The 23733-nt window shown below is 42.4% G+C and carries 24 protein-coding genes; 22 read left to right on the top strand and 2 right to left on the bottom strand.

The features are described from left to right. From VJL_RS20085 to VJL_RS20065, 5 genes are all read left to right on the top strand, one after another. On the top strand, positions 1-700 hold a 700-nt coding region (locus VJL_RS20085), incomplete at its 5' end, for an NAD(P)H-hydrate dehydratase (protein ID WP_038880858.1). 453 nt (positions 701-1153) lie between these two features. Further along, entirely contained in the window at positions 1154-2197 is a 1044-nt protein-coding gene (locus VJL_RS20080; protein WP_038868098.1) for a GMP reductase, read from the top strand. A 336-nt stretch (positions 2198-2533) separates the two neighbouring features. Next, the gene (locus tag VJL_RS20075; protein WP_038880842.1) at positions 2534-2971 is read left to right on the top strand and encodes a BspA family leucine-rich repeat surface protein; all 438 of its coding nucleotides are present in this window, start codon (positions 2534-2536) and stop codon (positions 2969-2971) included. A gap of 26 nt (positions 2972-2997) precedes the next feature. After that, positions 2998-4347 (top strand): BspA family leucine-rich repeat surface protein, encoded by a 1350-nt coding sequence (locus VJL_RS20070; protein WP_038880839.1) that lies wholly within the window; start codon positions 2998-3000, stop codon positions 4345-4347. 365 nt (positions 4348-4712) lie between these two features. Then, positions 4713-5762 carry an alpha/beta hydrolase gene (locus tag VJL_RS20065; RefSeq protein WP_038880836.1) on the top strand — a complete coding sequence of 350 codons (1050 nt, stop codon included), beginning with the start codon at positions 4713-4715 and terminating at the stop codon, positions 5760-5762. Positions 5763-5948: 186 nt separating this feature from the next. Here the strand turns inward: VJL_RS20065 and VJL_RS20060 are convergent, their stop codons facing one another. Next, positions 5949-6839 (bottom strand): LysR family transcriptional regulator, encoded by an 891-nt coding sequence (locus VJL_RS20060; RefSeq protein WP_038880833.1) that lies wholly within the window; start codon positions 6837-6839, stop codon positions 5949-5951. Positions 6840-7315: 476 nt separating this feature from the next. Here VJL_RS20060 and VJL_RS20055 point away from each other — a divergent pair, with 476 nt between their 5' ends. From VJL_RS20055 to VJL_RS19975, 17 genes are all read left to right on the top strand, one after another. Further along, positions 7316-7534, top strand: coding sequence for a Flp family type IVb pilin (locus VJL_RS20055; RefSeq protein WP_038868088.1), 219 nt, complete (start codon positions 7316-7318; stop codon positions 7532-7534). Positions 7535-7686: 152 nt separating this feature from the next. Then, positions 7687-8124, top strand: coding sequence for a prepilin peptidase (locus VJL_RS20050; protein WP_038880831.1), 438 nt, complete (start codon positions 7687-7689; stop codon positions 8122-8124). A gap of 21 nt (positions 8125-8145) precedes the next feature. Next, positions 8146-8970 carry a Flp pilus assembly protein CpaB gene (gene cpaB, locus VJL_RS20045; protein WP_038880829.1) on the top strand — a complete coding sequence of 275 codons (825 nt, stop codon included), beginning with the start codon at positions 8146-8148 and terminating at the stop codon, positions 8968-8970. Further along, on the top strand, positions 8970-10340 hold the full coding sequence (locus tag VJL_RS20040; RefSeq protein WP_038880828.1) for a type II and III secretion system protein family protein: 1371 nt from the start codon (positions 8970-8972) through the stop codon (positions 10338-10340). Before cpaB ends, VJL_RS20040 begins: the two co-directional genes overlap by 1 nt. Continuing rightward, positions 10337-10813, top strand: a complete 477-nt coding sequence (locus tag VJL_RS20035; protein ID WP_038880826.1) for a hypothetical protein — start codon at positions 10337-10339, stop codon at positions 10811-10813. The genes VJL_RS20040 and VJL_RS20035 overlap by 4 nt, the downstream gene beginning before the upstream one ends. Position 10814: 1 nt before the next feature. Then, a complete protein-coding gene (locus VJL_RS20030) occupies positions 10815-12056 on the top strand; it encodes a CpaE/TadZ family protein (protein WP_038880824.1) in 1242 nt (413 codons plus the stop codon). Next, positions 12053-13324, top strand: coding sequence for a TadA family conjugal transfer-associated ATPase (locus tag VJL_RS20025; protein WP_038880823.1), 1272 nt, complete (start codon positions 12053-12055; stop codon positions 13322-13324). The genes VJL_RS20030 and VJL_RS20025 overlap by 4 nt, the downstream gene beginning before the upstream one ends. A 1-nt stretch (position 13325) precedes the next feature. After that, positions 13326-14228 (top strand): type II secretion system F family protein, encoded by a 903-nt coding sequence (locus VJL_RS20020; RefSeq protein WP_038880822.1) that lies wholly within the window; start codon positions 13326-13328, stop codon positions 14226-14228. Further along, positions 14225-15076, top strand: a complete 852-nt coding sequence (locus VJL_RS20015) for a type II secretion system F family protein (RefSeq protein WP_038880821.1) — start codon at positions 14225-14227, stop codon at positions 15074-15076. The genes VJL_RS20020 and VJL_RS20015 overlap by 4 nt, the downstream gene beginning before the upstream one ends. After that, the gene (locus tag VJL_RS20010) at positions 15076-15798 is read left to right on the top strand and encodes a tetratricopeptide repeat protein (protein WP_038880819.1); all 723 of its coding nucleotides are present in this window, start codon (positions 15076-15078) and stop codon (positions 15796-15798) included. The genes VJL_RS20015 and VJL_RS20010 overlap by 1 nt, the downstream gene beginning before the upstream one ends. Before the next feature lie 2 nt (positions 15799-15800). Continuing rightward, positions 15801-16283, top strand: a complete 483-nt coding sequence (locus VJL_RS20005) for a TadE/TadG family type IV pilus assembly protein (protein WP_038868073.1) — start codon at positions 15801-15803, stop codon at positions 16281-16283. Beyond that, positions 16270-16830, top strand: a complete 561-nt coding sequence (gene tadF, locus VJL_RS20000) for a tight adherence pilus pseudopilin TadF (protein WP_038868070.1) — start codon at positions 16270-16272, stop codon at positions 16828-16830. The genes VJL_RS20005 and tadF overlap by 14 nt, the downstream gene beginning before the upstream one ends. 4 nt (positions 16831-16834) lie before the next feature. Continuing rightward, the gene (locus VJL_RS19995; RefSeq protein WP_038880816.1) at positions 16835-18382 is read left to right on the top strand and encodes a TadE/TadG family type IV pilus assembly protein; all 1548 of its coding nucleotides are present in this window, start codon (positions 16835-16837) and stop codon (positions 18380-18382) included. An 8-nt stretch (positions 18383-18390) separates the two neighbouring features. Continuing rightward, complete coding sequence (locus tag VJL_RS19990) at positions 18391-19071, top strand: OmpA family protein (protein ID WP_038880814.1); 681 nt, start codon at positions 18391-18393, stop codon at positions 19069-19071. A gap of 88 nt (positions 19072-19159) precedes the next feature. Then, on the top strand, positions 19160-20584 hold the full coding sequence (locus VJL_RS19985; RefSeq protein ID WP_227741149.1) for a hypothetical protein: 1425 nt from the start codon (positions 19160-19162) through the stop codon (positions 20582-20584). Between the two features lie 214 nt (positions 20585-20798). Next, positions 20799-21074: an ANR family transcriptional regulator gene (locus tag VJL_RS30485; RefSeq protein ID WP_146075613.1), complete on the top strand. Its 276-nt coding sequence runs from the start codon at positions 20799-20801 to the stop codon at positions 21072-21074. Positions 21075-21337: 263 nt separating this feature from the next. Beyond that, positions 21338-22396: an XRE family transcriptional regulator gene (locus VJL_RS19975; protein WP_227741148.1), complete on the top strand. Its 1059-nt coding sequence runs from the start codon at positions 21338-21340 to the stop codon at positions 22394-22396. A 39-nt stretch (positions 22397-22435) separates the two neighbouring features. Here VJL_RS19975 and VJL_RS19970 read toward each other — a convergent pair whose 3' ends face one another. Next, on the bottom strand, positions 22436-23575 hold the full coding sequence (locus VJL_RS19970) for an LEM-3-like GIY-YIG domain-containing protein (protein WP_038880802.1): 1140 nt from the start codon (positions 23573-23575) through the stop codon (positions 22436-22438). Between the last annotated feature and the right edge of the window lie 158 nt (positions 23576-23733).

Raw genomic sequence — 23733 nt, 5'->3', positions numbered from 1 at the left:
AACCGCCTCTGTCACACATCCAAGCTCATTGTTGCCACTGCAAGTTGGTGTGCCAGAAGTCATGAGTCAGGCTATTACTTTTGATGAGTTAAAAGAGGCAGATAACGAACTGATTAAACGGACACGTTGGGCGGATGTCTTGGCTTTCGGTCCTGGTTTCGGTGAGGATGAATGGGCGCATCAAGCCTATCAATACTTATCTCAGCAGCACAAACTGAAAGTCGTTGATGCAGACGGACTCAATATTCTCGCGATGCTGAATCAGCGTAACGACGTAGTGGTTTTACGAGATGAGCAACGCGTTATGACGCCACACCCCGGAGAGGCAGCACGTTTACTTAATGTCTCTACAAAGGGCATAGAGCAAGACCGTTTTGCCGCCGCAAGACAACTTCATGAACGTTATGGTGGTGTTGTTGTTCTTAAAGGGGCGGGTACGCTTATCTATGATGGTGTGAGAATGTACATTTGTCTTGCCGGAAATCCGGGAATGGCCAGTGGCGGTATGGGGGATGTGTTATCCGGTGTAATTGCCGCACTGCTTGCCAAAGGGTTACCTATTGCTGTTGCTGCACGTTTGGGAGTGATACTCCATAGTTACGCTGCGGACATTAATGTTCAACAAAAAGGCGAAATTGGGTTATTAGCAAGTGATGTTATTGAATCACTTCGATGCGCTATAAACGTCACAGAGAGCTAGTGCGTGCGTGATACACTCAAAAAAGTGGCAGAAAAGTGATGTGAAACGTGAAAAAAATCAGAAAATTATTCTTGTACGAACCGACTAATAAGTATCGTTTGGTGTAATTTTGACCGTTTATGAGAGGTTGAACGGTAAAATTCCCGTTGTTTAACGCAAAGGTTTGCGCAAAGGATTAAATGAAGGGTGGTTTTAACTGTTTGATATTGTTAACAAAGTTATGATTTTGGAGTGTGGTGGGGTGTTTTTGATATGCGATTTCCAAAATGGTATCACAAAAAAAATTCAAATATCAGACTTGTAGGAAATAAATCACGACCTATAATGCTGAAAACCGGAGCGTCTGCCAACGCTCCGGTTTTTTTGTGTCCGAAGAACAGTGAACTCGTCTGCCAACGACTTCACTACGCACTCTGAGATGACACATATACTTATGAATCAAGGAATTACACAATGCGTATCGAACAAGAACTTAAGTTAGGTTTCAAAGATGTACTGTTTCGCCCGAAACGTTCAACCCTTAAGAGCCGTTCTCAAGTAAATTTAACCCGCGATTTTACATTCAAGCACAGTGGCCGTCAATGGTCTGGTGTACCTGTAATTGCGGCGAACATGGATTCGGTTGGTAGCTTCGCAATGGCGAAAGCGCTAGCAGAGCATGGTGTAATGACTGCTGTTCACAAACACTACACAGTAGAAGACTGGGCTGAGTTTGCGAAAACAGCAGATAAAGCAACACTAAACAACGTTATGGTTTCTACGGGTACGTCTGAAGCTGACTTCCAAAAAACCAAAGACATCATGGCGATCTCTGATGAGTTTATCTTCATCTGTATCGATATCGCGAACGGTTACTCGGAGCACCTAGTCGAGTACGTACAACGTGTACGTGCTGCATTCCCAGACAAAGTTATCTCTGCAGGTAACGTAGTGACTGGCGACATGTGTGAAGAGCTAATCCTAGCGGGCGCAGACATCGTTAAAGTGGGTATCGGCCCAGGTTCAGTATGTACTACTCGTGTTAAAACAGGTGTTGGTTACCCTCAACTTTCTGCAATCATCGAATGTGGTGACGCTGCACACGGCCTTGGTGGCATGATCATCGGTGACGGTGGTTGTTCATGTGCGGGTGACGTTGCAAAAGCATTCGGCGGCGGCGCTGACTTCGTCATGCTAGGCGGTATGCTAGCAGGTCACGAAGAGTCAGGCGGCGAGGTGATCGAGCAAGACGGCAAGCAGTTCATGAAATTCTATGGAATGTCGTCGAAGAGCGCGATGGACAAACACTCTGGTGGTGTTGCAGGCTACCGAGCAGCTGAAGGTAAAACCGTACTTCTACCATTCCGTGGCAGCGTTCACGGTACTATCCAAGACATCCTTGGCGGTGTTCGCTCAACATGTACTTACGTAGGTGCAGCTAAGCTTAAAGAGTTAACCAAGCGTACTACGTTCATCCGCGTACAAGAGCAAGAAAACAACGTATTCGGTAAAGAATAAGTTTTTGCTTAAATAGAAATAGATAGATTAAGAGCCGCAGTTTGCGGCTCTTTTTTTTGCTCTAGAAAACGAAATACCTAATACGTGTACTGATACGGTGAATAGTCGTTAATTAAGTAAAGGTTGGAAAATGCACTGATGATATTCAGCACAATTATCGGAATATCTCACAAAGCGCTCTCTTTATAATGAATTATGTTATTACTGTGAGGTATTTATTGGGCTAGGGAATGCATTTTTACTGATTTAGTCAATTTAAAGCCTCTATTAGTGAAACTGACAAAAGTGCTTTTTATATGATCGAGATTCATTTTATAAGACACGGATATCTTAATCATGAAGTTACGTTCGATTATTTCCGCCTGCGCGCTACTAAGTTGTAGCCAAACCTTTGCCAGTGAACCAGAAACGGTGACTTGCGAATCAAACAAACCAGGAACCGTGATGGTTCAAGAAGACGAATTGTTTGTGGTCGTAAATGACACGCTAATCCGCAATTCAGACTACTGGCAAAACTTTCTGGATGGCAACATCCTACTCTGCACCAGCCATGTGACGGACATGAGCGACCTGTTCGCTAAAGACCAATACTTCAATCAAGACATCAGCCGCTGGGATACTTCCCATGTTACCAACATGGATCGCATGTTCTCCGGCGCCAAGCGCTTTGACCAAGACTTAACCTACTGGAACGTCAAGCGCGTCTCTCGTCATAACGACTTCGCTAAAGGCAGTGGCCTGTCTGAAGATAACCTTCCAACCTTTACGCAATAACGTCTATTCAACCCTAGGAAAATACAATGAAAAGAACCATTACTTCTCTTCTAGTAGGCGCAGCTGCGCTTGCCAGCCAAACTGCATTTGCTGCAGATATCTCAGTAAAATGCCCAGACCAAGCCGTTAACTCCGTGATGATTGAAAACGGACAAGTCTATGTAGTTGTGGACAATGCTCTAATCAAAGACAAGACGATGCTAGATACACTAGAGCAAGGGAAAATTCGATTTTGTACCACGCAAGTGACTGACATGAATAAAGTATTTTATCTGCGAAAATCGTTTAATGCAGACATCAGTGATTGGGATACATCGAATGTAACTAATATGAGAGACATGTTTTTCCTTGCAAATATATTTAATCAAGACATAGGACATTGGAATACATCAAAAGTGACGGATATGAACGGTATGTTCGCTGGCCAAAAGAGTTACAATATATTTAACCAAGATATTAGTAACTGGGATACTTCGAATGTAACGGATATGGCTTACATGTTCTATTTTACAGACGCATTTAACCAAGATATAGGTAATTGGGATACATCGAATGTGACGGATATGACACACATGTTCTATCATGCAGATGCATTTAACCAAGATATAGGTGGTTGGGATGTATCCAAGGTGAGAAATATGAGAGATATGTTCTCATATTCAAAGGTATTTAACCAGGATATAGGTAGTTGGGATACATCAAATGTGACGAATATGATGGAGATGTTTAATTCTGCAAAAGCATTTGATCAAGATATAAGTCATTGGAATGTATCTAATGTGACGAGTATGTCGGGCATGTTTTCCAGTGCAATAGTATTCAATCAAAATATAAGCCGTTGGGATGTATCTAATGTCATGAATATGAATCAGATGTTTGCCGGTACAAAATTGTTTAACCAAGATATAAGTCGTTGGGATACATCTACTGTGACGAATATGGGTGGGATGTTTAATGGCGCAGAAGTATTTAACCAAGATATAAGTCGTTGGGACACATCTAATGTGACACAGATGGGACTCATGTTCCATAGCGCAGAATTATTTAACCAAAATATAGGTTATTGGGATACATCTAATGTTGTATATATGAATAAAATGTTTAAAGAGGCAGCTGCGTTTAATCAAGATATAAGTTATTGGAATACATCGAATGTAACGGATATGACCGAGATGTTTTCAGGCGCTTATTCGTTTAATCAAGATATTAGCTATTGGGATACGTCGAACGTAATAACTATGTGGCGGATGTTTTATGCTGCCGTTAAAATGAGCCGTGATTTAACCAGCTGGAATGTAAGCAATGTAACTGAGCATACTGACTTTGCGAAAGCCAGTGGTCTGACTGAAGAACAACTGCCGTATTTTGTAGACTAGTTTTCTCATCGGTTTAGCTAAACAAAGGCCAGTGTTGATTGATTCAACGCTGGCTTTTTTGTTTAGAAGTGACGCTAGCGAGAGGATACCAGTTAGTTCAACCCAGAGCACATAAAGTCGAATAAAAAACGGCGGAAGGCTATAGCTAGCAAAAATTGTCATGCTTTAAACTATCTCTCCAAGTAATTAAGTCATACCTTACTTACGGATATCTGTGACTATTTCTATAAATGTATCTTTTTAATTGTTGTTTAATAGCAACAGTGAATTGATTTGAGTGCTATATATCAACACTTATGGTTTTCATAACATATATCTGTTGCAGCGGGGAACGTTGCAAACCTCAGAAATCTATGGAGTAAGATATGAAAACTACTAAATTAATCCCCCTTTCGTTAGTTGCTAGTGCCGTTTTAGGAACAACATCTGTTGCTGCGGAAACCTTCTTGGGTGCTGACTATCACGATGGCAAAAATAAAGTTGCTTTTCTTAGTGAGAATGTTCGTATTGCTGGCAATGTGTTCTTGCCACCCAATTATGACGAAAGCAAAAACTATCCAGCGCTTGTAGTGATTACGCCAGCCAGTGGTGTTAAAGAGCAAACCGCAGGTATTTACGCCGAGAAAATGGCAAAAAAAGGCTATATTACCCTAGCTTTTGACCATCGTACTTACGGTGAAAGTGGTGGTTATCCTCGCGGTATGGAAAATGCGCCAATGAAGGTTGAAGATATTAAGAATGCCATTACATTCTTGAGTCATTTTCCAGGCGTTGACCCTCAGCGCATCGGTGAGCTAGGCATTTGCTCTGGTGCTGGTTACAGCTTACAAGTTGCAATGCAGGATACCCGTTTAGACTCTGTAGCAACAGTCAGTGGCTTTGTTGACTTTACTGACTATGGTATGGGTGGGGCAACTCAGTATATGGACCAACTTACGGGCGATCCGGTTGAGCAATATCGTCAGCAGATCCAAATGGCGAGCGAGGCACGTCAAAAGTATTACAAAACAGGTGAGGTCGTGCTTGTTGATGGCATTCCATCTGCAGAAAAAGCCAAATCCATGAATGAGTTTTGGGTTCGCGCTGCTGATTACTATCGTAACCCTGAGCGTGGTGGCGGTGCCGAAAACTATTCACCAATGCGCGCTGCTATGTCTCTAGATACACGCTACGCTTATAACCCATCAGAAAACATGGCGTTACTTGGCGACACTCCTTTCTTGGCTGTCGTTGGGACTGAAGCGCTATCGGCGTATTTTAGCGAAGTGGCGGTAAAACGTGGTAAAGATGCTGGTATTGACGCTGAGTTGTTTGAGATTAAAGGGGCGCAACACTTCGACCTCTACGATCAAAACAAGTATGTTGATCAAGCCGTAACTAAACTTGATAAGTTCTTCTCAGCAACGTTGTTATAGCTTTTGGAGAGGGGTGGATAAGCACTGAGTCGTGTCAAACGTACTTCGCTCATCCGTGTGCAATAACAAGAAAGCAACGTCTTTGGTAAAGAATTAGTTTTTGCCTGAATACTAAATAAACTAAGAGCCGCAGTTTGCGGCTCTTTTTTATTCGAAAGAGAGTTTCGTTAAAAGCTCAACGGAGCGTTATTGTGTCAGGTCTGCAACGAACGTTTGTTGGTTTCTTAAGCTACTTTGCAACTCCCCTTTGATCCACTGATTAAACAAACTAAAGTCAGAATGTAGCGGCCAGAAAAGGGAGGCAATGACTCTTTTGCCAAAAAAATCGGGGTGGTCGTTAATCAGCTTTAGCTTATTTTCTTTTATGTTCCCCTCTATAAGAAACTCCGGCAAAAATGCGATGCCTTTTTGGGCTTTACATAGGTCTAGGATGGTCCCTAAATCATCAAGCCTCCACAAATTATAGGCGGCGATGTTTGATAAATTGAGTAACTCTTCGCACCCATCCATTAAAAGAACGCGTTGTGATGGACTACCACCAATGTGCGTTAAGTCTTCGTGAGCTACCCACCAACAATTGACGTGAAACAATTCATCAATGTTAAAGTCGTTTCCTGTTTTGTGGTACGGGTTTCCTAAGGCAAGATCTATTTTTCCTTCGTTAATGTAATTTCCTAATACAAAACTTGGTTTAGTGACAACCAGCAGATCCACATTAGGAAATGCTTCTGAGAAATCCAACAGTGTTTTTTTTACTTCCTGATTGAATACCAATGGATCTATTCCAACGCGGTAAACAATTTGTTCCGAGATATTCATTTGTTGAGCTGTTGTCATCAATTCGCGGTACTTTGAAACAACAGGGGCTGATAAATGAAATAGGCGTTTCCCTTTTTCATTCAACCAGACTTTAGAATACTGCCTATTAAATAAATTGAAGCCTAAGTCTGATTCAAGATTTTGAACAGCAGTACTAACGGTAGATTGGGATTTACCAAGCTTACGAGCAGCAGAACTAAATGAACCCTCTTCAACTACAGCTACAAACGAAACAATATTTTCGAAATGCAGTTTCATGATTCGACCAACCTTTTAAAAGCAAGCAAATTTTAGTTTTTTGAATTGTAATTTGTATATTTGCAACACAATAGCGTGATGATGCTCGTATTTCAACACGTTTTATAAAGCATAGTTATTTAAGAGTGCAGCTTTCATTCTTGCCATATTACTATCTTGCATAAGGATTCATTACAAAAATCTATCATTTTGATAGAATCAATTATCATGTAGATAGTTTATTACTCTATAAATGATCTACCTCTCATCATTTGCATTGTTTTAATTTAAGTGATTTTTGTTATTCTTCTCAGCTTTACTAAGGTAACTATTTGTAAAATATGGTTTTGTCTGTTTTTTGTTCGGCTTCTTTTGCTTTTTGTTTGGTTGTTTTTTCGATTGCCTATCGATTTTATCAATAAGGGCTATTTTCTGTTGAATGGAAGTATTAATTAATATGGGGCTGCATTTTTAAATTCACTTCATAGGAACAAAACATGATTACTAAATTGTACGTGAAAACAGGCCTGTTTTTGTCGCAATTCAAAAACGATGAGCGTGGTGTAACGGCGATTGAATATGGTCTAATTGGTGTTGCAATGGCAGTGCTAGTTAGCGTAGCGGTAGGTGATAACGGCTTCATTAAGGAGTTGGGTAATGCGTTTGATACGATTGCTGATACGATCAAAACTGCTGGTACTAAACCAACGCCATAATTAAACATATTACCCTTTGGTTTTATGTAGATAATATCGATAGATATTTATGCCAGACCTATGGTTTTCATTGGTCTGGCATCGTTAATTCAGATTATCTAATAAATGTTTTTTGAAAATAAACCAGAAAAGTTAACCTGAGAGTCTTATTTTTGAGTCATGAATGGTATTTGTTAGTATTGGCAATTGCGTGTGTTTATGTTTCATTTGTCGATTTTATTTGTCGAAGAATACATAATTACACCTTGCTCATACTCCTCTTGTTGCAAAGTTTTTTTTCACCATTAGATATTCAAATAACAACCTTTTTGCTGGTGTTAGGGGTAGGGTTAATACTTTACGCTCTGATTTCGATTGGAGCGGGTGATATTAAGTATGCCGCTGTCTTATCTCTTTCAATCCCTTTACATGATTTGCCGTGGGCCTATATTTTGACGGCTTTTGCTGGTGGTTTTTTAGCTGTTATTTATTTGATAGGTCAAAAGCTAATAAGCAACACGTCGAATAATAAAGAGGGAATCCCATATGGAATAGCAATTAGCGTTGGATTTTACTTAGTAATTTTAACTCAAAATACGCCACATATATAAACCTCCAAAAATAGGCACGTTATGAGATCTCGACTGGTATTACTTGTTGCTATTGTTGCTTTGATAGTTGGCGCGCTAGGCGTTGTCGATTTGTTCAAAAGCGAACCTCAGTCAGCAACTACCGCTGAATTGGCAGATAACAAAGAAGAAGAGCATGTTGCTGTCTGGACGACCACAGAAGCGTATGAAAAAGGGCATGCGATCAGTGCTCAAGGCGTCATAAAACGACAGCTCCCACTAAGCGAAGCATTGACGCTTGGTGTGAGAGAAGACGCTGAAATCAGTTTTTCCCCTTCCGTTTTATTGAATCGAGATTTGAATCCTGGCGAAGTTGTGTTGCCAGAATACCAAGTCGCGTCTGGTCAGCCTGGGTATATCGATCTTCTCGTCACGGAGGGAATGACGTTGTATCCACTCGAAGTGAGCAACAAGAATCTAATCAATGATTATATCCGACCAGGTTCATACATTGATGTCCTTACGGTGAGCTCTCCAAATGATAACTTAGCGGGAAATATTGATAAGCCAAAGCGCTTCAAAGGCGTAAAAGCATCAATGTTCCTCAAGCATATTAAAGTGCTCAACATCGGTGATGGAGAAGGGGAAAACAGTTCTGTTACTGCACGAGCCCCGAGTAAAGAAGACGGTTTAACGACTGTTGTCATTGAAGTTAGACCTGATGACCTAGCCAAACTTGCGTTAGCCCAAAGAACTATGCACATCGAAATATACCGAAGCCAAACCTACAAGCAGCCTGAGTACGCAGAAGTGCGCAATATTATTGATAATTACACTGGTATTGACGAGTTGCGCGGTAACGTCAACAACCCAAGAGAGGCTCTGTAATGACAATACAACCTCAAATGAAGCAATCAGTTTACCGTTCTATTGTGCTCTTTTTTATGGGCTTACTGTGCGTAACGAATGTTTATGCGGCGAATCGCTCCATTACGCTCAATGATGGACAACATATTCAGCTTAAGACACCAATTAGAAAGGTCTTCATCAGTAATCCTGATATTGCGGATTATAAAATCATTAATGACAACACATTGGTGGTATTCGCTAATGGAATAGGGCAGTCACGATTGATTGTGTACGGGATTGATGATGATGTGCTGCTCTCTGATCGCATTATTGTTGATTTGGACTTAAGCGAAGTCAGACGCCAGCTTAAATTCCATTTTCCAGACGCTAAGGTCAAGGTTCAGTCTGTTGGTGAGCAAGTTGCCGTCAGTGGTGTTGTTGATTCCGAAGCAACGCGTGATGACATCTATCGATTGGTTGCAACACTACTTGGCCGAGAAAAGACAGAGCGATGGGACAAAGCCGAGAAGTTGGAGTTCAGCTCTGAAAGTGCCGACTATGAAGAGCCGGAGGGGATGGTTTTCGCGCGAAATATGACATGGGAAGGGATCGTCGAACGCATTGAAGTCGCGACGACTCAACAAGTGAACGTCAAAATTTCCGTTGCTCAAGTCACCGAATCATTTGGAAAAACAGTAGGCGTTGACTGGAGCTCTGTGGGTTCTAGTGTCGGTGAGTTTGTTTTTGATCAGTTTGACGCCGCAAATTTAAGCACGTTGATTACAGCATTAGGTAATGACCAAATTGCTGAAGTTTTAGCTGAACCTAATTTAACTGTACTCTCCGGCGAATCGGCAAGTTTCCTCGTTGGTGGAGAGGTGCCGGTCATCGTATCGACGGACAGCAATGTCAATATCACTTTTAAAGAGTTCGGCATTAAGTTGGACCTTACTGCGAAGGTACTTAGCCAAGATAAGATCCGAATGCAATTAGCCCCAGAAGTCAGTGAAGTAGAAAGCTATGTAGAGGCGGCTGGTATAAAAGTGCCACAGCTGGCTTCGCGTCGAGCGTTAACGACGGTCGAGTTAGCAGACGGAGATAGCTTCATTCTAGGTGGGCTAATGAGCAGCACCGATTTAGAAAAAATGCAGAAGATTCCTTTTGTCGGCGATATCCCTGTACTTGGCGCGGCATTCCGTAAGGCAACGACAGACAGAAAACGCACTGAGTTGATCATCGTGGCGACGGTAAATCTGGTTGAGCCAATGAAGCCAAAAGACATTCAACTCCCATATATCAAAAAAACATCAACATTGGCGCGTTGGTTGAATATTGAATCCGAGGGTAATTCCCCAGTGACATCGGATGCAACGATTCGCTTACTGTCTGAAGGAGGTTTCATTCAATGAAGAAACTCGTACTCATTACTTTATTGACTTCATCCCTCTTTGGTTGCGCTTCAGAGCGTTATTTTGGTGGTAACGGTGCTGAAGCTTTGGTGTACAAAGAACACCACAATTTCGAATTTGCGATCAAAAAACAAGCGGAAACCACCAAGCAGATTAAGCAACTGATTCACGATATTGAGTCGATGGATAAAGAGGCGACTTACGTGGTGGATTACAGATCAACGCGTAGCAAGACGATGTTAGAGCAGATATTTAGCCAATATCCGTCACACATTGTCGCGCCGCAAAGAGTGACGTTCCGCAATGCACCTCATTTATCGAATGAGCTCAGCATTCAAGTGACGTTAACGCGCATGAAGACTCAGCAATGTACGCCTGCACAAATTCACGTCCAACTAGGTCAACCTGACTGCTTTGTAGAGTCAATGCGTTTAAAACAAGTGTCCTACAAGTCTAGATTGGTGGGAGAGTAACATGTTTGATCTGACCAAAGCGTTAAGCACCAAGGCTAAGCCTACTCAGTCCACCGCGACTGGCGTTGCTGGTTGTACTTTGTTTTATCAATCACAAGAGTGTTTGAACCTAGTTCAGGAAGTGTTTCGATTTGAAGGTTGGAATGACCCTGAATGTGTCAAAGCCAATGCTGGATTAACTAAGTTAACGGAACAGCAGAGTAGTCACATTGTTATCCTTGAGCTTAATGAATCCAATAACGTTGTTGAAGACGCCAAATCTTTTGCCAGCAAATTGCCTACGCATAAAGGCGTGGTCGTAATTGGCAAAGAGGATGCTATTTCGACGCTGCGTTCGCTGAAAGATATGGGCTTCTATTATGTTTTTTGGCCAGTGAACAAACAGGAATTTGCTGACTTCTTAAATCATGTTAGCAAGAACCTAAAGACGTTTTCGGGTGTCAGCCAAAAACGCAAAGCAAAACGTGTTGCAGTTGTGGGAGCAAAAGGTGGTGTTGGTGCCTCATTTATCACAACAGAGTTGAGTTCACTACTGTCTACTCAGGGCACGGATACCATCCTTGTTGATCACCAATACACTGATACCAATATTGATGTCTTATTGGGCTTAAAAGAATTTAAACCCCGCGGTATCGATGAGTTTACCGCGCCATTGCATGAAATGGATGAAGAAGGTGCATTGAGCTATCTGTTTAATGCACGAAAAAACCTACGTTTGTTAGCGATTGATGGGGATATGAGTCAGACCGATATCCTTAACTATAACCAAACGCTTTGTGACCTTTTGGCAAGAAATACCAATTTCATTATCGAAGATTTCTCTGGTGGCGTGGATTTCAAAGTTGAACCTCAACTCTTGGTAGAAAACTTCGACGTGGTTGTTTTGGTATTAGACGCATCGGTGTCTTCGGTAAGAAGCGCAAAGCGGTTATTTGAAAAAATGTCGAATTTGCAGCTCACACTCGCATCTCGCACTCGTGTTATTACGGTCGTGAACTACCATCGACCAGAAAATGCTTATGTATTGCAGAAGCCTGACATAACCAAATACTTAGGGGCGGATGTTGACCTAGAAGTGGCTTACTGCAAATCGCTTTCACACATCATCATTGATGGTAAGCGAGGCCATAAACATGATCGCCACGTCAGTCGCTCTATGGAGTTACTGGTGAAGCTGATCAATGGCCAACCTGTTGATCAAAAAGGCATGGGATCGTGGTTAAAGAAGGTGCGTGCTAAATGAGTTCTAACAAAGACTTATATCTCGCTTTTCGTGGTCAAATATTTGAAGCGTTAGATGCTGAAGCGGTTCAGAAAATGAGCCGTCGAGATCTTGAGGCCCAGATACAAGCTGCGGTAGACCTTCTTGCGAACAGCTACCAACGACCGATCACTTCCATGATGAAGTCTGGGTTGGTGAAAAGCTTAATTGATGAGCTTTTTGGCTTAGGGCCTTTGCAACCTTTGGTCGAAGACCAGTCTATCTCCGATATTATGGTGAATGGACCAAACCATATTTTCTTTGAGCGACACGGGAAAGTTCAAAAGTCAGAAGTCACATTTGTAAATGAAGAACAACTCCTAGCCATTGCGAAGCGTATTGCTTCACGTGTTGGTCGCCGTGTTGATGAGTTGTCTCCAACGGTTGATGCCCGACTCGATGACGGTAGCCGTGTCAACATTGTTATCCCACCTATTGCGTTAGATGGGACGTCAATCTCGATACGTAAATTCAGGGAGCAGAACATTGGTTTCGAAGACTTGATTGGCTTTGGAACCATGTCACCAGATATGGCAAGAGTGCTCATGATTGCGTCTCGCTGTCGAATGAATGTGCTAATTTCAGGTGGTACAGGCTCAGGCAAGACCACGCTGCTCAATGCATTGTCTCAATACATTGCAGAAGATGAACGCATCGTCACGATTGAAGACGCTGCGGAACTGCGTTTGCAACAACCGAACTTGGTCCGATTAGAAACTCGAACGTCCAGCGTGGAACAAACCGGTGCGGTAACGCAACGAGATTTGGTGATCAACGCACTTCGTATGCGCCCAGACCGAATCATATTGGGTGAGTGTCGTGGGTCTGAAGCCTTTGAAATGTTGCAAGCAATGAATACTGGCCATGATGGTTCGATGTCTACGTTGCACGCTAACACTCCGAGAGATGCGATTGCTCGTGTTGAATCCATGGTGATGATGGCAAATTTGAATCAACCTCTTGACGCGATTCGAAGAACAATCGTCAGTGCCGTTCAAATGGTCGTTCAAGTTAATAGGTTACGTGATGGCTCCCGTAAAATTACCAGTATCTCTGAAATTGTTGGCCTAGAAGGCGATAGCGTCGTGATGGAAGAGATCTATCGTTTCCGTTACGACGATGCGCATTTCGGGGAAACGGTGAAAGGCGACTTTGTGACCAGTGGCATCATGCAACGATCTGAGCTTGTGAAAAAATCCCAATTCTTCGGCTTATATGACGAGCTGATGGCTGCATTTAAGGGGATATAGCATGCTCTGGATCTCGCTCATCCTCTTTGCGGTTGTACTGCTTTTGATCAGGGATTCGAAGGTCAAAAAGGTTAACCAGTTTTTCAATATTGAAGAAGCTGAAGCGGAAAACTTCAATGCTATCAACGTTAAATCATTGGTACGAAAGCAAAGCTGGCAAAAGTTCAAAGAATCCATTTCACCAACATTAACTGTATTGGGGCCGAGATCTTCTCTGTACATAGCGCTGTATATCACGGGCAGTCTGATCGCATCTTGGTACGTCGTCGTTAAATTATTGTTGATGACGAATACAGTGTTGATTCTCGGTTTATCTTTGTTGCTTACCATTTTTGGTTATCGCTACCTGGTCACAAGAAGACGTCGAGATTTTGAAAACACATTCCCGGATGCGCTGAATATTCTGATGAGCGCGGTAACGGCTGGCGACAGTCTAATGCAAGCCATTAGTTACGTCGGCGAGGTGATGGACAACTCAATTGGTCGTGAATTCAAGTTAATGGGTGACCGGTTGAAGTTAGGTGAATCTCCTGAAGTGGTACTTCAACGTTCTTGCAAGAATTACCCGTATCCGGAGTTTCTCTTCTTTACCGTGACGCTTAGAGCAAACATTGCGCGTGGTGGTCAGCTTAAAGGGGTGTTAGCAAGACTAATTCGAGTCTTGGTGGATGCTAGGACGTTAGAGAAAAAGAAAATGGCGATGACCTCTGAAGCGAGGATCTCGGCCAAGATTGTGGCAGCAATCCCATTGATTTTTATGGTTATTCTTAACTATGTAAATCCTGGCAATGTGGATTATGTCTTGTATGACCCTTCTGGCCGAATCGTGCTCTTTTATGTGCTTGGCAGTGAGTTGTTCGGGTTATTCATTGTTTGGCTGTTAGTCAAAGGAGTGCGCGCATGATGTTATTGGTTTCTCTTGTTGTGCTGTTTGTTTCGTTACTCTTTTTAATCGTTGATTCACTACGTACTGAGCAGCGACGCAAGAAAGTGGCATTTTACATCGGGGGAGATGCAGTGCGTGCCCCCTCCCGCGTTAACCGTTTTTTTGTCCGTTTCGGTAAAGAGTATCGACACGAATTAGAACAAAAAATGATTGAAGCTGGGTATTACAACACAGAGTGGGCCAAGTTCTATTTTCCGGCCAAGTTGTTGGTACTTGCTTTGGTTGCTGGTGGGGTTTTACTGTCGGATATGACAACGACCAGTCAGCTTATCGTGGTCATTTTTGCTCTTATTGGCGTGATAGTTGTACCTGATACCTTGCTGCAGCTTCGACGTAAAGTTTTGATTAGTAAGACGTCATCTCAGTTACCGTATTTATTAGACATGATGTCGGTGTGTGTTCAAACCGGTATGACGATAGAAGCGGCTTTGGTGTACTTAGGGAAGGAGTTGGCAGAGTTTGATTCAGACCTTTGCTATCAAATTAAACGCACTTCCGATTCAGCCAAAATACACGGTGTAGAAAAAGCGCTTAATGATCTCAGTGACCGGATACCAACACCAGCAGTTCGAAGCTTTGTCCTGACTATTATTCAAAATTTGCAATACGGAACCTCCGTGGCTCAAGTATTAAGTGATCTCGCAGAGGACATGCGAAAAGTTCAGATTCTTACGGTCGAGGAAAAGGTTGGCAAACTCTCGGCGAAGATGAGTGTGCCTTTGATCTTATTCATTATGTTTCCGATCGTCATTCTGATACTCGCTCCGAGTGTCATGCAAATGTCGATCAATATTGGGGGTAACTAATGGTTGCAAAACGTATTTCTGTCGTTTTGTTCGCGTTAAGCGTATTAGCAGGCTGTCAATCGACACCTTCACAGCAGAGCCAGCAACTAGATGATGTCACTAGCATGGAAAAAGTGAAGAATTACGACGGCTTAATCACGCATTATAAATCCAAGCTGGAGCAAGGTTCGCAAGATCCTGCGGTAAAAGAAAACCTCGCGTGGGCTTACTTCCATAAAGGGGATCTTGAATCAGCTAACTTCTACGTTCAACACCTCAGAAAAGAGGGTATTGAGAATCCTAGTCTGTATCAACTAGAAGGGCAGGTGTTTGATGCAAAAAACGACACTGAAAATGCCATTGCCGCTTATCTATCTTCAGTCAGTGCTGGTAATCAGGCAGGACAAATTCATGTCTTGCTCGGCGTATCCTACACCAAAGCGGGTAAGTATGAAGATGCTTATCAAGAGCTGAATAACGCCCGCTTACGTGGATACGACGATGTCGTGATCAAGAACAATATTGCGATGATACATATGGCAAACGGTGAGTACCATCAGGCAATTGAGACGCTCACTCCCGTGTTAAAAGACAATCCAGCAAATAAAGTGGTCAAAGCGAACCTTGCTATCGCACTTATGAAAGCGCAACAAATGGACGCAGCGAAGAAATTGCTCAAAGGTGATTTTTCAGCTCAAGAGATCCACAGTATCGCGACTGAATTGACTCAGACTAGGAGTTAGTGATGAGAAGTCTTTGCAAGCAGAAGGGGGTGACGGCGATAGAGTTTGCTTTGGGGGCGCTCGTGTTGTTCTTTGCCACTTTTGCTATTTTCGAGTCCAGCTATCAAATCTACGTCGTAAACATGACGGAGTACTCTCTCAGAGAAACCATCAGAAACACAAAGATATATGAGGGAAAAGGCATTAATCAACAGTATGAAGATAAGTTTCGAACGTTGATAGAAGCCGATAATAACCTGTGGCATTTCTTAATTGATAGTACCCGATTCTCTATTCAAGGTCGGTACTACAAAACCTATGACGATTTTATTGCCAATCGAGGGCATTCTGATCAAGGTCTGAACTTCAATTATGACTTAGCCGAAATCACGGTTACGTATCACTACTCTCCAATGATAAAGCTAACCGGTGCTGCTGATAAAGACATTGCTCGAACCATGGTTTTGAACTTAGAGCATGAAGGGTGGAAAGATGACACTCCGTAACCGATTTTTACCTTCTACCAAGCACCAAAAAGGCGCATTTACTATTGAGCTTGTGTTTGTTCTTGTCGCATTGTGGGGTGTTTACCTTTTTGCGGCGGATCTCAGTTATCAGTTACTTGTGCGCGCAAAGCTCGATCGTTCCAGCTTTGCCTTGGTCAATGTGATCAAAGAACGTACTCGTTACTTTGATGCTGATGTGTTGGCAGGGAAAAACTTATCCGTCACCAATACCGATTTAGAAGACCTGACTCAAGTGGCGAGCCGGATGTTGGATACAACGCCAGATAATGTGGCGATTAAAATCGAGTCGTTGACGAATAAGGCGAATGTGGCTGCTTTTACCAGTAGCAAATTCAATAAATTAGGTTGCGAAACGGACTCAATTCTTGCTCATGCAGATTTGGCTCCGGTTGAAAAAGGCATCGTATACCCACTGTATCGAGTCAGTGTATGCGAAGAGCAAAGCTCTTGGTTCAAACCTTTTTTCAATGGCGGCACAGGGACAACGGTCAAGATTGGCTCTTCTTCAATCATGCCAGGGAGATAATGAAATGAAAATGCAGCGATACCAGCATCAAAGTCTCCAACAACAAAAAGGCGTCGCCGCGATATGGATGGGTTTATTGCTTGTTCCTATCATGGGGTTCACTTTTTGGGCTGTTGAGGGAACACGTTATGTTCAAGAGTCCAGCCGATTAAGAGACTCAGCAGAGGCTGCTGCGATGGCGGTGACCATTGAAGACCAGCCCGATGCAGCTCGTGAACTGGCAACGAAATATGTCGAAAACTATGTGCGAGATATTAAATCAGCCAGCCTTTCTGCCCAGCGATTTCATCAGGCGGAAGATGAAGGGGCTGGGGTGCTCGAATACATTCAATATACGGTGAACGCAAGGACGACACACGACTCATGGTTTGCGAGTAGTTTTGTTCCTTCTTTTAATGAGCAACAGGATTTAGCGGGCCGTTCGTTAGCCAGAAAATACCCCGTTTACCTTGGAGATAACAACATCGATATTGTCTTCGTATCTGATTTTTCAGGCTCGATGGACGAAAGGTGGGGATCAAGTCGACATAAAAAAATTGATGATTTGAAAACCGCAATCGATCAAATATCAAACAAGATTCTTTGTACATCTACTCGTAAAGAGTATGTCGATGGGGAGTGGAAAGATGTTTGTGACGAGCCGGGAGAAGATACAACCGGAGACAAGCTGCTTAATCGAGTAGGTTTTGTTCCATTTAACGTTCGAACCAGAGAAATTGTCGGGGGCAATCAAGCTCGCGCGACTAGCCAATTAAGTTACAGAGATGGTTATAACGCTTATCTATCGCCGTATACCTATAACGATGTTAATTGGGATTATTGGCGTACATATTCGCAAAGTCAGGTACTCAACTGTGCGAGCAGGCAATCAAGATGTTCAAACCCAAAATCGGATAATCAAAAGTATGCGAAGCGTATTCGTGATGTCATCAATTTGGACCGTTATGCCGTTGCGGATGTTTACAACTATGTGGATTTTCCGGCGTCAGTTTCAACCATGTTTACTGATAAATCGGGATTAAAGCCCAATTTCTATAGTGTGAGCGGAACACGTCTATTTAATGCACATGGTTCCTCCAATTCATCGCAGTTTTACAACATTCGATTATCGAACAAGCTTTCCGATTTGAACGCAATTAAGTCGATGTGGGCAGATGGCGGTACTGCTGCGTTTCAAGGCATATTAAGAGGATCTCAGGTTCTTCATGATGGAGACCCAAACAGTACAGATGATGAAGAGCAGCAAGCGTACAACAAGAAAATCAAGATGCTGCTGATTTTGAGTGATGGGCAGGAAAGTCCTAACAACGGCATTCTGAAAGGGCTAGTAGACAACGGTATGTGCGACAAAGCCAGAGCAGAGATTCCGGGCTTATACATCGGTGTTATTGGTATCGATTTTCGTGCTTCTCAACAAAGTGGTTTTCAAGACTGTGTTGTCAATCCAAGTGAAGACATCATCGATGTATCTGACTTAGATGAATTGATTGAAAAGATAGAAGAACTCATCCGCAAAGGCTCAAAAACAAGCGGAATAACTAAGTTGTACTAGAGGAAAATATGAAAAAGTTAGTGATTGGCGCAGTCGCGTTATCAATGATGCCGTTAAGCTTTGCAGTAAAGGCTGGAGAAGGGCTTAGTGTTTACTGCGACAATACCTTCAGCGAGTACCAACATAGTGTCACTGTGGATGATGTTATCGGGATTGGTCAACATCGACAGGGCTTTTTGCAGATAGAGCAGAAATCCGACAGTCACGAGCTAAGACAAGTATTGGCGGGTAAATCAAAGTTGGGGTTGGAACAATCTGGATGTTCGACTTGGATTGGCAATCAAAACAACTATCTACAAGGCAAGGGCTTAGTTGCGCGTCTGCATTTTGGCTTTGACCAATCCAACTTAACTCCGATGGGCAGTAAGGCTCTGAATCAACTCGCAGGTTCGCTGAAAAATAGCGATAGTGCTATTGCGGTAGATGGTCACACCGACAGCAAGGGTTCTGAAGGCTACAACCAATCGTTGGGCTTGCAGCGTGCGTTAACAACGTCTAACGGTTTGATTGCGCAAGGCGTGGATAAAAGCCGTATCGTCGTTCGTTCATTTGGTGAAGCTCAGCCGATTGCGTCGAATTCAACCGCTGAGGGGCGATCACAAAACAGACGCTCAGAAATATGGGCTTCTAAGAATGATCAGGCAAAACTAGATCAAATAAAACCAGACGAAGTAAAGCCAACGGAATAGGTTTTAATCGCAGAGTGTTCACCTTGCCTAAAACGCAAGGTGAAGCATTAATAACAATGGTGTCGTGGTGGGTCAATTTGGAGTGGCAGTGGGTAAATCTAAAACAGTATTAGTCATATGGGTGGGTCTAGCATGGAGTGGTGTTACCGCTGCCTCAGAGCTAATTAACTTTAATGAGCAAGATAAGCTAAACAACATCAAGTCGGCTTATCAGCAAGAATATAGCGCGCTCAATATTGATGAAAATATTGCGCATTACAATAAATTGAATGCTGAAATTGAGTCCACCAAGATCAAGTTGGTCAACAACGTTGAGATGATCAAATCTGATTCAAACCGTTTAACAGACAAGTTGGTCGATGGCGTCTACGATGAATCCTTGATGCTCACCTTACGTAACACGTCATCCAAAGTGAACTCAATGAAGAAAGAGATTGAGACCGCCGGTAAGTTGCTTGCAGAAACAAAACAGCAGCTGTCGCAAGACCAACGAGAAGCCAGTCAGATTGAGCGAAAGAAAAACGACGCGTTGCTGGCTTTGTATGAGAAGATCAAAGCTCGACATTTGGACGATTCGAAACGCGTTATTAATGATACTTATCAAGGCCAATTACAGTGTAATGTCTCGGAAAGCTTATCAACGTGCGTGAACCGCAATCTTCCTTCTATCAAAAATGCATTTGTGTTGAGTAAAGGTGGCTTGTCGCGCATTCAACTTACGCGTTTTAGAGTGGTAGATGCAAACCAAAGACTAAATGGCGATCTCTCCTTTACCGCGGATGCGAGTTACAAACATGCCTACAGTGCAAATACAGAAGTGGAGCTTAGACAGGCGTTAAACCTAGATAGAGTGCGGTTTGTGTTCCGTTCGAACTCGGAAAGTACGGTGTTCTACATCAACGATCAAGAAGTCGGGTCGGGTGATAGAGTAGATGTGGCGGGTAATTACGTGGGGGTTTACAGTGTTCGCGCCGTAAATAGCAATCAGACACAATCGCTTAAATTGAATCTCAAAAATGGCGGTGATTACTTCTTCCCATTTTCAAATAAGGCCAACGCAACCGATCTCCATTCAACTCGTTCAGTAATGGAAGAGGCGAGTAAGGTTGATGATGAAGCGACTAGAGACAAGCATTCTGGCAAATTCTCTGAGAGTCTTTTACCAAAAAACGCCGTTGCCGGAATGGAGCCTGCTGTGAAGCAAGATGTGAAACGCTATACCAATAAAGTGCTGTATAAAGACGATGCGTTTACTTACCTTTTACCCCAATTCAAAGGCAACCAAAAGTCTCACGATATCTTCCTGAATAGAGAGCAGGCTACCCAGTATTGTGAACGTCTATCCTCCCGTTTACCTAGCACTACCGCCTATCAATACCTTGAAAAGTACGCCAACCTTTCTTCTGGAGATTATTGGACGAATAAAGGCAGCGTTTATTCATCAGATAAGCATAAAGAGCTTGATAAAGCGTTTGATACGAACAAGTTTATTTGCATGGTGAGTATGAGCTAACAACGATAACGATGCTATTCTGCGTCGCAAAAAACTTCTATAAGAGCCGTATTTACGGCTCTTTTTTTGTCTTCTTTTGGTGAATATTAGTTTGCTTAAAGGGGGGATAGCTTAGACAGTTGCCTTGCTGTGTTTAAATCCTTTCTCAATGCTATCCCATTATAGTTATTACCTCATAACATGTTCTTTTTAAAAATAAAACGTGAGTGGACATATGGCGAGTAGAATGTATTTAGAGTTGGCAAAGCAAGCTTGTCAGAGTGAAAGAGAATACGAATGGGGGTTGGCGTGCGAGCTTTGGTCGGAAGCTGCTACAAAAGCACCTGAGGGCAGCACGAATAAGTATTGGGCATTACTTCGGTCTGATTTTTGCCGATGTCGTGGTAGAGAGCATGGCATGTGTTTTCTAACAGAGACGGCCTATCAGCGAGAGGAAACGAGAGAGGCAGTACGAGGGTTGAATCGACTTAACTATATGAAAGGTAAATAAATACCACTTCAATGCTTCTTTTTTATGCAATAAGCGATATTGAGGGCCCGATATTCGATTAAGCCTTCAGAGGTTCTCTATGTCACGTCAGAAAAATCTGATACTCACCTGCATGTATTTCTAATTTAGGTAAATTTAAATAATCTCAAATTATGGTTGGCAGCGTTATTTGATAGAGAATACCTATAGAAGTATTCAAAGATTTAAATGCGATATCTAACTGATACCCGAGTAACTTCAAGATACCGGTTTCTTGGGTATGAATGTCCATTTTTTACAATGGGCATTTTGAGTTTTACAGGGAGGGGAGTTATATGACTTATTGTTTTAAAAATGAGTTGAGTCGGTGGGTCGATACTCGAGATATTTCTCGAAAGGACCTTATCGCGCTGTTACAAAATAACTACTATGAGGAGTTTAAAGGCCTTGATTCTATTACCTTAAGCCGATGGTTTACCGGTAAAAGTATCCCGCCAATATATAAACAGTTCTATATTGCCAAGTGTTTGGATATTGATTTAATAGAGGTTCTGTTACGAATGGATCTGTCTAAGGTTCGTTACTCGAACAAACATGATCTTGTCATCAGCACCTTAGTTCGAGCTCTAGATTTTTCGATTTCTAACCTTTCTTATCGCAAGGTGTCTGGGCCTCCTAAAAGCGAAATAAAAAGTCTGACGATCAATGAATACTCTGACATGTTCAAAGAGTTTAACCATAACATTTCACCTCTCAAAAGGTTCTATCAGGACCTTCAAGAGAAAGCGAGTGATGTGAAGTATCAATGCGTTTTAATTAAAAATGACCAAGAGGCAACGGTAGGCCATTGGTACGGCATGGTGAACATTGAAGGTATTAATGGGCTACCTTCATTTATTACGCTCCCACAGGAAGAAGCTGAGCGTAGCTGTTTGATTGGTGTAGGTTACTATACGAGCTCTGCTCATTATTTTGAATTGATTATTCAAGCACTTTGCTATTACTTGATTAGATATTCCAGTAAAAAAGATTACGCGTACTTTTTCATCGTCGATTTTCAACCACTAATTGCATTCAGTAAGCTGGTCTTTAACGCAGAAGAAGTAAAGTACTATCCGCCAAAAGAGAAGGGCAGCATGGGTGTTTACCTATTCAGACACAATATAATCAAATCGATTTCTAACCCCGTTCTATTGAAGAAGGTGAAAGAAAAGCTCGAATGTCTAGTGGATTGCGAGCCAAGTTGTAACTTGTGTAATCTGCGTGATTTTAGAAAAGATGAAATGATAATAGGTAATGGCATTCCTTTTTTAGACGTGACTGAATCTAGAACTCATGTTTGACAGTGTAGTAAGACAGAGCCGCGTATGGCGGCTCTTCGATCACTCGCTTGTGAGTGATTCCAACTCTTCATCGCTGAGATAACGGTGGCCTTGCCCAAGCCCCGATATCTTTTTGAACATCAATTCGCATTGTTCTTCTGCATGGGGATCATTTTCATTAACGCAGATACCATTTAAGAATGCATAACGTCCCTCACAGCCTATATCGTGGTTTGGGTTGATCATTGGAGTGGATAGCTGAGCTGTCACTCCATCGATTACGCAAGCGACTTTACCTTTTACGACACCGATTACACGTTTTACCCGATGTGCTTTATCTCCGCATTTCCATGCTTGGCGTGTTCCCCATTCATAACCATGTTTTTCTTTGCCTTTCTGAATATGCACAATGAGGTTCAAGTTCTTTTCCGTTGCATCAATAGGAGCTTGTACTATTTTTTGTGGCGGCGTAGTTCTGACAACAGATAAAGGCGCATTACAGTTTAGGTATTTAATCGGGTTTGCAGCGCCTTGCGGGAAATGCGAAGAAATGGCCTTGTAACGAAGCTGTTCTCGAACGGTTTCATTGGCTAATTCTCCAATAAAGCCCCAACGTTCTTTTCCATCAATATCGACTGGATACCAAGATTTGATCTTGTAAACTTCGCGAGTTAACCCACGATAGGTTGTTACTGCGTAAGTTGCTCTATCTCGTTTGCTACCAATGACCCAAGCTTCTCTTGTTGCATCGTAAAGCTCTTCTTGCGTAATTTCGCGATAGTACTTTTTATTGATGTTAATAAGTACGATGGGTAATGAGGTCTCGAGCGCTTCGGCACTATACATAGCGATAATCTCATCAGTCGTTTTAATGCCAAAATCGCTGGAGTAATGACCCCCTTGTAAATTAGACAGGTTGGTTAGTCCTATAAAATCGATGAGCGCTGCTTCAACCTCAAATGCCGTTACTTCGTCTAATCCATGCCTCAATACATAGTGTTCTACTTTGAATCCCACATTTAAAATACTTCGAATTGTGTCAAGTTTGTCGCTAGAGCTATCACTTTCTAATGCACATTCTGCATGATTAAAGATTCGATTGCCTCTGCCTTTTCCAACATAGAAGACGATGCCGTTGCGAGGGTCTCGTAGAAAGTAAACATAATATTTAAGTTGTTCGATGACTGATTGAGAAAACATAACGTGGATTGTCCGCGCGATAGTTAATAAGGGTGGTAGTGCATATTTAAATGGCGACGGAATCTATCACGAAACCTAACTTAAGTCTTGAATGTTTTGTTTGTCGCGAAATGGCAATTTTATTTCCGGTCCACTCGATATGATGCACCTGTATTGAG

The sequence above is a fragment of the Vibrio jasicida CAIM 1864 = LMG 25398 genome, from assembly GCF_000400365.1.
Lineage (GTDB): Bacteria > Pseudomonadota > Gammaproteobacteria > Enterobacterales > Vibrionaceae > Vibrio > Vibrio jasicida.
This window is presented reverse-complemented; position numbering and strand designations above follow the sequence as displayed.

What these genes read in the sequence shown, in the direction of transcription:
- VJL_RS20080 (WP_038868098.1), top strand. Translation starts at nt 1,154, where the DNA reads ATGCGTATCGAACAAGAACTTAAGTTAGGTTTCAAAGATGTACTGTTT.
- VJL_RS20075 (WP_038880842.1), top strand. Translation starts at nt 2,534, where the DNA reads ATGAAGTTACGTTCGATTATTTCCGCCTGCGCGCTACTAAGTTGTAGC.
- VJL_RS20070 (WP_038880839.1), top strand. Translation starts at nt 2,998, where the DNA reads ATGAAAAGAACCATTACTTCTCTTCTAGTAGGCGCAGCTGCGCTTGCC.
- VJL_RS20065 (WP_038880836.1), top strand. Translation starts at nt 4,713, where the DNA reads ATGAAAACTACTAAATTAATCCCCCTTTCGTTAGTTGCTAGTGCCGTT.
- VJL_RS20060 (WP_038880833.1), bottom strand. Translation starts at nt 6,839, where the DNA reads ATGAAACTGCATTTCGAAAATATTGTTTCGTTTGTAGCTGTAGTTGAA.
- VJL_RS20055 (WP_038868088.1), top strand. Translation starts at nt 7,316, where the DNA reads ATGATTACTAAATTGTACGTGAAAACAGGCCTGTTTTTGTCGCAATTC.
- cpaB (WP_038880829.1), top strand. Translation starts at nt 8,146, where the DNA reads ATGAGATCTCGACTGGTATTACTTGTTGCTATTGTTGCTTTGATAGTT.
- VJL_RS20040 (WP_038880828.1), top strand. Translation starts at nt 8,970, where the DNA reads ATGACAATACAACCTCAAATGAAGCAATCAGTTTACCGTTCTATTGTG.
- VJL_RS20035 (WP_038880826.1), top strand. Translation starts at nt 10,337, where the DNA reads ATGAAGAAACTCGTACTCATTACTTTATTGACTTCATCCCTCTTTGGT.
- VJL_RS20030 (WP_038880824.1), top strand. Translation starts at nt 10,815, where the DNA reads ATGTTTGATCTGACCAAAGCGTTAAGCACCAAGGCTAAGCCTACTCAG.
- VJL_RS20025 (WP_038880823.1), top strand. Translation starts at nt 12,053, where the DNA reads ATGAGTTCTAACAAAGACTTATATCTCGCTTTTCGTGGTCAAATATTT.
- VJL_RS20020 (WP_038880822.1), top strand. Translation starts at nt 13,326, where the DNA reads ATGCTCTGGATCTCGCTCATCCTCTTTGCGGTTGTACTGCTTTTGATC.
- VJL_RS20015 (WP_038880821.1), top strand. Translation starts at nt 14,225, where the DNA reads ATGATGTTATTGGTTTCTCTTGTTGTGCTGTTTGTTTCGTTACTCTTT.
- VJL_RS20010 (WP_038880819.1), top strand. Translation starts at nt 15,076, where the DNA reads ATGGTTGCAAAACGTATTTCTGTCGTTTTGTTCGCGTTAAGCGTATTA.
- VJL_RS20005 (WP_038868073.1), top strand. Translation starts at nt 15,801, where the DNA reads ATGAGAAGTCTTTGCAAGCAGAAGGGGGTGACGGCGATAGAGTTTGCT.
- tadF (WP_038868070.1), top strand. Translation starts at nt 16,270, where the DNA reads ATGACACTCCGTAACCGATTTTTACCTTCTACCAAGCACCAAAAAGGC.
- VJL_RS19995 (WP_038880816.1), top strand. Translation starts at nt 16,835, where the DNA reads ATGAAAATGCAGCGATACCAGCATCAAAGTCTCCAACAACAAAAAGGC.
- VJL_RS19990 (WP_038880814.1), top strand. Translation starts at nt 18,391, where the DNA reads ATGAAAAAGTTAGTGATTGGCGCAGTCGCGTTATCAATGATGCCGTTA.
- VJL_RS30485 (WP_146075613.1), top strand. Translation starts at nt 20,799, where the DNA reads ATGGCGAGTAGAATGTATTTAGAGTTGGCAAAGCAAGCTTGTCAGAGT.
- VJL_RS19975 (WP_227741148.1), top strand. Translation starts at nt 21,338, where the DNA reads ATGTCCATTTTTTACAATGGGCATTTTGAGTTTTACAGGGAGGGGAGT.
- VJL_RS19970 (WP_038880802.1), bottom strand. Translation starts at nt 23,575, where the DNA reads ATGTTTTCTCAATCAGTCATCGAACAACTTAAATATTATGTTTACTTT.